This is a genomic window from Nocardiopsis kunsanensis DSM 44524, from assembly GCF_000340965.1.
Taxonomy (GTDB): Bacteria; Actinomycetota; Actinomycetes; order Streptosporangiales; family Streptosporangiaceae; genus Nocardiopsis; species Nocardiopsis kunsanensis.
In genome coordinates this window covers 50,203-56,527 of the sequence record NZ_ANAY01000038.1, presented here as the reverse complement: position 1 = coordinate 56,527, position 6,325 = coordinate 50,203, and the positions used below count along the sequence as shown (strand labels likewise).

Annotated in this window: 4 protein-coding genes and 5 pseudogenes; 5 read left to right on the top strand and 4 right to left on the bottom strand. The window is 67.9% G+C overall.

The genetic code is table 11. The features are described from left to right. The first annotated feature begins 111 nt into the window (after positions 1–111). Together D456_RS0120195 and D456_RS26065 are read left to right on the top strand one after the other, a co-directional pair. Positions 112–1,350: an IS701 family transposase gene (locus tag D456_RS0120195; protein ID WP_017577995.1), complete on the top strand. Its 1,239-nt coding sequence runs from the start codon at positions 112–114 to the stop codon at positions 1,348–1,350. Positions 1,351–1,474: 124 nt separating this feature from the next. Next, a pseudogene (locus tag D456_RS26065) lies at positions 1,475–2,216 on the top strand (hypothetical protein); the annotation flags it as partial. Positions 2,217–2,286: 70 nt separating this feature from the next. Here the strand turns inward: D456_RS26065 and D456_RS24625 are convergent. After that, positions 2,287–2,871: an IS3 family transposase gene (locus D456_RS24625; protein WP_017577992.1), complete on the bottom strand. Its 585-nt coding sequence runs from the start codon at positions 2,869–2,871 to the stop codon at positions 2,287–2,289. A gap of 22 nt (positions 2,872–2,893) precedes the next feature. Beyond that, positions 2,894–3,037, bottom strand: a pseudogene (locus D456_RS28090) (transposase); the annotation flags it as partial. 219 nt (positions 3,038–3,256) lie between these two features. Between D456_RS28090 and D456_RS0120175 the strand changes: the two are divergent. After that, on the top strand, positions 3,257–4,378 hold the full coding sequence (locus D456_RS0120175) for an ISAs1 family transposase (RefSeq protein ID WP_017577991.1): 1,122 nt from the start codon (positions 3,257–3,259) through the stop codon (positions 4,376–4,378). Between the two features lie 34 nt (positions 4,379–4,412). Here the strand turns inward: D456_RS0120175 and D456_RS28085 are convergent. Further along, positions 4,413–4,555: pseudogene (locus tag D456_RS28085) on the bottom strand (IS3-like element ISRhosp5 family transposase); the annotation flags it as partial. Positions 4,556–4,687: 132 nt separating this feature from the next. Continuing rightward, a pseudogene (locus D456_RS28080) lies at positions 4,688–4,817 on the bottom strand (transposase); the annotation flags it as partial. Between the two features lie 292 nt (positions 4,818–5,109). Here D456_RS28080 and D456_RS28075 point away from each other — a divergent pair. Next, positions 5,110–5,253 (top strand): annotated as a pseudogene (locus tag D456_RS28075) (transposase family protein); the annotation flags it as partial. Positions 5,254–5,291: 38 nt separating this feature from the next. Then, positions 5,292–6,251, top strand: a complete 960-nt coding sequence (locus D456_RS24615) for an ISAs1 family transposase (RefSeq protein WP_051049508.1) — start codon at positions 5,292–5,294, stop codon at positions 6,249–6,251. Positions 6,252–6,325 lie beyond the last annotated feature (74 nt).

The window sequence follows — 6,325 nt, the reverse complement described above, 5'->3', positions numbered from 1 at the left end:
GCATTGAACTCCCTCGTCTCATGTCTGGCTCCGGCACCCCTTGGAATTACTCATCTAGTAGGACTTTGTTAAGTTCCTGAAATCTCGCGCGGGATACGCCATGATGGGCGTGTGGATCTGGCCGATGTGGACGAACTCCGCGAGGACCTCGACGCGTTCTGCGCCGAGGTCCTCGCTCCCATCACCCGCAAGGACTCCCGCGGATGGGGCAACTGCTACCTGCGCGGGCTGATGCTGGACGGGCACCGTAAGTCCATCCAGCCCATGGCCGAGCGCTTGCCCGACGGCAACATGCAGGCCCTGCAGCAGTTCGTGGCCTCCTCACCCTGGGACCATGCCCCCATCAGGCGCCGGATAGCGACCAAGGTCAGCCAGACCATCAACCCCGATGTGTGGGTCATCGACGACACCTCCTTTCCCAAAGCGGGAACCGCATCGGTGGGTGCGGCCCACCAGTGGTGCGGCGCCCTGGGCAAGCAGGCCCTGTGCCAGGTGGGGGTCAGCCTGCACGCGGCCACCGATGCCGCCTCCGTGCCCCTGGACTGGCGGCTCTACCTGCCCAAGGAATGGGCCGACCCGGCCGATGGGCGCCGGGCCAAGACCGGAATCCCCGAGGGGGTCGGCCACCGCGAGAAATGGCGCCTGGCCCTGGACATGGTCGGCCAGGCACGCCAGTGGGGGCTGGACGAGAAGGTGGTGGTGGCCGATGCCGGCTACGGGCAGAACCACCACTTCCGCGACGGCCTGGCCGAGCGGGGTCTGGACTACGTCGTCGCGGTGCGCGGGGACCTGAACGCCCACCCCGGCGATGCGGTGCCCCGGGCCGGTGAACCCGGACGCAGCGGGCCGGCGCCGCAGCCGCGCTACCGCACACCGGCCCGCTCGCTCAAGGACCTGGCCCTGGAACAGGGGCGCCGGGCGTTGCGCCGGTGCACCTGGCGCCAGGGCTCGCGCGGGCCGATGCGGGGCCGGTTCCTGGCCGTGGCGGTGCGCCCGGCCGGGGTCGCGGCCCGCAGGGCCGCTACGGCCCGCGCCGGCGGCTGGCCCGCCTGGGACGGGGTACTGTCGGCCGAAACACTGATCGCGGAGTGGCCCCCGCACCAGGAAGCGCCCACCGATTACTGGCTCTCCAGCCTGCCCGCGGACACCGCGTTGCGGCACTTGGTGCGCTCGGCCAAGATGCGCTGGCGTATCGAGCACGACTACCGCGAACTCAAGCACGGTTTGGGGTTGGACCACTACGAGGGGCGCACCTGGCGGGGCTGGCACCACCACGTCACTTTGGTCACCGCGGCTCAGGCGTTTTTGACCCTGCGAAGACTGGACCCAAAACACCTGACGTCGGTCTGAGTCTGTACCAAGTCCTGGGGGAGCTCCAGGCGGTGCTGCTGTGCTGGACCGGCGTGTGTCACACCTGTCATCAACCACTCGCACAGCAGCACCCACCAGACACGAGCTAACAAAGTACTACTAGGTCGTGTCCACGGTCGTGTGCCCCGGCGGCAGGAGGACGTGTCGGTCAGCGGGGACCTGCTCTACTTCTCGGTGGACTACCCGTGGGCGGGCGAGGAGTGCGGCGACGCCAAGGCCCACGCGTCCGACGCCGAGGCGTTCGAGGGGATGCGGATCTTCGACATCTCCGACAAAGCGAACCAGGAGTACGTCTCCGCTGTGCGCACCGATTGCGGTTCCCACACCGACACGCTCGTGCCCGGTGGGGATGGGACCGACTACATCTGTGTCCTCTTACTCACCGTCGGAGGAGTTCTCGAACTGCCAGCCGCCACACGACAAGATCTCGATCATCGAGGTGCCCACGGGCGCCCCGGCATCGGCCGAGGTGGTCAACGAGCCCGTGCTGTTCCCGGACGGCGGCCACGAGGAGACCATTGGCTGCCACGACATCACCGCGTACCCGGAGAAGGGCATCGCGGTCGGCGCCTGTATCGGCGACGGCATCATCATGGACATCACCGACCCCGACAATCCCGAGGAGATCGGCTCCTTCGACCGTGGCCCGTGGGACCCCGACCAGCTCAGCATGGCCGGGTCGTGGTCGGCCTACTACTACAACGGCCACGTGTACTCCTCGGACATCCAGCACGGGCTCGACGTCCTGCGCCTGACCGACGAGCGCACCCTGGGCCCTGGGCACTGAGGAGGTGGACATGGACGAGTTCAACCCGCAGTCCCAACCCGTCCACGACCAGGGCTGACACGGATCCGCAGCAGAATCGGCGGCCCGAGGGGCTTTGACCCCGATTCTTGGGCACGGGGGGTGATTGATTACGCCACGATCGCCATCATAGAGGAGGTCCTTGGGGCCTCGAAGTCGTTCGGAGACACGTTCGCGCAGCGTGAGTGACGACGACGGGTGTTGCAGCGGTGGGCCCACCGGAACACCGTGCGACGCAGCGCGGCCTCGTCGGTGTAAGTGAGTTCTCCGGCCAGAGTCTCGCGTTTGAGCGTGGCGTTGAAGCTCTCCGCCACGGCGTTGTCCGCACTCGAGCCGATCGCCCCCATCGACTGGACCACTCCCAGATCGGTGCACAGCCCTTCGTAGGCACGCGAGGTGTAGACCGAACCGTGGTCGGAGTGGAACACCGCCCCCTCCAGACCCCCGCGCTCACGGGCGGCTGCTTTCAGGGCGTGGGCCACCAGGTCGGTGCGCATATGGTAGGCCAGCGCCCAGCCGGCCAGCTTGCGCGAGCACAGATCGATGACCGTGGCCAGGTAGAAACTCCTTCCGTCGGCCAGGGGCAGGTAGGTGATGCCGCCGACATACTTGGTGCCCACGCTGTGCGCACTGAAGTCGCCTCTGAGCAGGTCGGGGTGCTTGCGAGCCCCCTGGTCGGCGTCGGTGGTGCGCACCAGCCGGCAGCCGGATCCCGGCCAGGCCGTGCTCGCGCATCACGCGGACGACCTTCTTGTGGTTGATCCGTGCATTCCCGGATGCTCCCTCATTGTGGTCAGCGGTGATCCTGGGCGCCCCGTACGCGGCATCACTGCCCCGGGTGGGGCCCTGCAGGGCGTGGATGCGTTCGGCCAGGGCCAGGTCCGCGCTCTGGCGTGCCGCACGCTGGGGTTCGGACCGGAGCCAGGCGTAGAAGGAGGACCGGGCCAGGCCCAGGGCTCCGGCAAAGTCGGGTGAAGCAGGTCCTGACCAGGAACCACGGGCAAGAACACGGGCGTGCCCTTGAGCCAGGGAAGATGGAGGTTCCTACGCCTTGCATCACCCGAACCGGAGCACGCCCGCTTGTCCTCATCATTCCAGGTCCCCGCCGCCAGGACCAAGGCCGCATCGGACCACGCCCACCTGCTGAACCTGTTGGACCATCTTCCGGACCCGCGCTCGCGGCGCGGTGTGCGCCACGGGGCCGCTGCCCTGGTCGCCGTGGCGGTCGCTGCTATGGCCGTGGGGATGCGGGGCTTCACCGCGATCGGCCAATGGGTCGCCGGAGCCGATGCGCACGTGCTCACCGAGCTGGGCCTGGAGGGGCCGGCCGAGGAATCGACTTTCCGTCGGCTCTTCGCCGGCCTGGACGCAGACCGGCTCGACCAGATCCTGGGCCTATGGGCCACCACCAGGGCAGGAACGGTTCAGGACCGCCGGGTGATCGCTGTGGACGGCAAAAGCGTGCGCGGGGCCCGCGAACCGGGCGGCCTGGCGCCTCACCTGGTCGCTGCCCTGGACGCGGCCAACGGGCTGGTCCTGGGACAGGGGAAGGCCCACAGCCAGGGCGGCGAGATCGGTGCGGCCCGCGACCTGCTGGGTGTGCTGGATGTGTCCGGTGCGGTGGTGACGATGGATGCCCTGCACGCCCAGCACACCACCGCTGAACAGGTCCTGGAGCAGGGCGGTGACTACGTGTTGACCGTCAAGGCCAACCAGCCCACCCTGTTCGGTCAGTTGAAGAGGCTGCCCTGGAAGGATGTGGCTGCCACGCGGCGCACCGAGCGCTCCCACGGGCGCAGGATCACCCGCACGATCAAGGCCGTGGACGTGCCTGGATGGATCGAGTTCCCCGGTGCGGCCCAGGTCGCCCAGCTACGGCGCACCACGACCCGCAACGGGAAGAAGACCGTCGAGGTCGTGTATCTGGTCACCAGCGCTGATGCTCGCGCAGCCCGGCCACAGGTCCTGGCCGCGTGGGTCCAGTCGCACTGGCACATCGAGAACCGTTTGCACTGGGTACGCGATGTGACCTTCGGTGAGGACGCCTGCCGGATCAGGCGTGGGGCAGCGCCCCGGGTGATGGCATCGCTGCGGGGGTTGGTGATCGCTCTGTTGCGCTTGGCCGGATGGGACAACATCGCTGCCGGTCTACGGCACCATGCCAGCAGAGATCACCAGGTCATAGGCCTCTTGGACGAGTAACCAACAGACTTTGCCGGAGCCCTGGGGCCAGGCCGAGGACCTCGCACAACCGCTTCACCTCGAAGGTGTTTCGGTGGTCGGCGACGAACTGGAAGCGGTTCACCAGTTCGTCGACCCCGCGAAATACTTGGCCGCCTGGCGCAGGATGTCGCGTTCGGTCTCGAGCTTGCGGCGCTCGTCCTGCTCAGCTGCCAAGGCAGTCTCCTGGGGGGCCATCCTGGCCGTGGCGCTCTCGCCCTTGGGCGGTGTGGCTGTGGCGGGCGCGGCCGGTGCTGGGGTGGGGTGTTGCGCCGGGGTGCTGGGCGTAGACCCAGTTCTGCAGGGTTCCCCGGGCGATGCCGAGATCCGCTGCGATCGCTTTGAAGGTGGCGCCCGGGGTGTTCAGGTACAGGTCGACCGCTTGTCGGCGGAAGCCCTCGGAGTAGTTCTTACGGACCATACCTAGATTCTCGCTTCCTCCCGACTCGTGTCGCGTTCAGCGTGTCCAGAATCCAGGGCCCCGGAGTTCTCGTGCTTTGCCGGGGGAACGCACGAACGCCGGATCCGAGGTGCCTGCACAAGTATGACCAGGTCTTGACATGAAAAAACGGGCACGGGCCTGATGGATCATGGAGTTGTCGAGAAACCACAACCTGTAAGGCCCCGTGCCCGCTGTGTCATCCTCCCGTACTCCATGCCCGGCCTCAACCCCGCCCACCCTCACCCCCGCAGGCGAACCCACCCTGGACCTGATGGACCATCTGGCCACCATCGACGACCCCAGAGACCCACGCGGCCGCCGCTATGGTCTGCCCACCCTGCTCGCCCTGTGCGTATGCGCGATGACCAGCACCGGTCACAACAGCACCACCGCCATCATCGAATGGGCCCACAACGCACCCCGCCACGTCCTTCTCCCCCTGCAAATGCCCGTGTGTGCCCCTTCACCCAACACATCCACGTTCCCGACGAGCACACCCTGCGCAACCTCCTGTCCCGCTTGGACCCCGCCCAGCTCACCCGCGCGGGCCTGGCCTGCCTGGACACCCGCACCCCACCCCAAACGAGCTCCTCGCACACCTCGACCGGGGCACCCGAACGCGAACACCGCCGCGCCCACCACCAACAACGGCACCACCGCCCACACCCCACGCCCCGCCACACCGCCTACGCCACCGACGGCAAGACCCAGCGCGGGGCCCGCACCAGGAGAGGACAGCGCTCGGGCTCAGCGGTCCTGCACGCGGCCCGTCACCACGACGCGGCCGTGGTGGCCAGTACCCAGATCGCCGACAAAGGCACCGAGACAAGTGCCTTCACCGCCCTGCTCGACCAGCTCGACGACGACCAGCTCCACGGGGCACTGATCACCGCCGACGCCCTGCACACCGTGGCCGACCACGCCACCTACCTGCTCGGGCGCCGAGCCCACTACCTGATCTACGTCAAGGGCAACCGCCCCACGTTGCACGAGCAACTGGCCGCGCTGCCCTGGGGAGAGGTCCCCATCGCCGACGACGAAGGACCCATCCACGCGCACGGGCGAGAGGAACGCCGGTCGATCAAGGTCGCCACGGTGAACGGTCTTGTCTTTCCCGGGGCGTGCCAGGTGGTGCGCATCGAGCGCTACCGCCGCCGGCACGGCACCCTCAAGGGCAGCCGTGAGGTGGTCTTCGCCGTCACCGATCTGGACGCTCACCAGGTCTCACCTGCGGAGTTGGCCGCTCATGCCCGTGGTCACTGGACGGTGGAGAACCGGGTGCACCATGTGCGGGACGTGACCTTCCACGAAAACGCCCGCCGTACCCGCGCCGGTCGTGCTCGGGGCTGTGACCGATATCGTCCGCCAAGCGTTGACCGCCGCGGGGTGGAAGAACCTCGCCTCAGGCCGTAGAGCCCACACCGATCCGGACAAGGTACTCGAAAACTCCACGGCATCACTCCAGATCAGCCTGTATGGATCTGAAC